Consider the following 1,181-nt stretch of genomic DNA (forward strand, 5'->3'; position numbering starts at 1 on the left):
TGGCCCGTCCCCAGTGAATGAGACCGCTCGGTATTAGAGTCCTGTTGGCCCTGGTGAGGGCTGGAAGGGACGATGAGCGACATGGCTGGACGCAAGCGGCATTCCGCGGAGGAGATCGTGCGGAAGCTGCGCCGTGCCGACGAGTTGGCGGCGGCGGGTAGGTCCGGGGAGGAGATCGCCGCGGAGCTGGGGATCTCGGCGGCGACGATGTACAACTGGCGCCGCCAGTACGGCGGTGTGGACACCGATGCGGCGAAAGAGCTCAAGGAGCTGCGGGAACAGAACGCCCGGCTCAAGCGGCTGCTGGCCGATGCGGAGTTGGAGAAGGACGCGCTGCGGGAGATCGCGAAGGGAAAATTCTGAGCCCAGCGGCCAAGCGTCGCGCCGTGGACATGCTCAAGGACGTGATGAGTGTGTCGGAACGGTTCGCGTGCAAGGTGGTTGGGCTGTATCGGTCCACGTATCGGCGGACCCCGGCCGCGCAGACCCCAGCCGATCCCGACGCTGGTTTGCGGGCCTGGCTGCGCGGCTATGCCACGAAACATCAAGGCCATGGGTTCCGCCGCGCGTGGGCGGCGCTGCGGTTCGACGAGGGCTCGCAGGTGAACAAGAAGAAGGTGCACCGGCTCTGGCGCGAGGAAGGCTTGCAGGTGCGCGAGCATTCGCCGCGCAAGCGGGCCGGGTGCTCGTCGGCGTCACCGGTCGACGCCGACGCACCAAAGGTGGTGTGGGCGTTGGATTTCCAGTTCGACTCCACCGTGGACGGGCGGGCGGTGAAGATCGCGTCGATGATCGACGAGCACACCCGCGAGTCGCTGCTGCATCTGGTGGAGCGGTCGATCACCGCCGAGAGACTGGTGGCCGAACTGGAGAAAGTGTTCACCGCGCGCGGCGGCCCGCCGAAGGTGCTGCGGATGGACAACGGTCCGGAGATGATTTCGGCTGCGTTGCAACAGTTTTGCGGTGATCGGGTCGGGATCGTCTACATCCCGCCGGGCACGCCGTGGAACAACGGATTCATCGAGTCGTTCAACCGTCGACTGCGGTCGGAGTGCCTCAACCGCAATCACTGGACGAGTCTGCTCGAGGCGCGGGTGGTGATCGGCGACTTCAAGCTCGAACACAATCGGCGGCATCGGCATTCGGCGCTGGGCTATCTCACCCCGGCCGAGTACGCTGCC

General features: G+C 66.0%; 1 protein-coding gene. It reads left to right on the plus strand.

Features of this window, described 5'->3' with window-relative positions; all coding sequences use genetic code 11:
* Positions 1–81: 81 nt before the first annotated feature.
* Positions 82–1,181 (plus strand): IS3 family transposase gene (locus ACIBG0_RS42270; protein ID WP_397041305.1). Its coding sequence is split into 2 segments (ribosomal slippage), with 1,101 coding nucleotides annotated over them: positions 82–349 and positions 349–1,181; the frame shifts between segments, so codons are not numbered across the junction. This gene is flagged as partial in the annotation.

This window comes from Nocardia sp. NPDC050630 (assembly GCF_044457245.1).
GTDB lineage: Bacteria > Actinomycetota > Actinomycetes > Mycobacteriales > Mycobacteriaceae > Nocardia.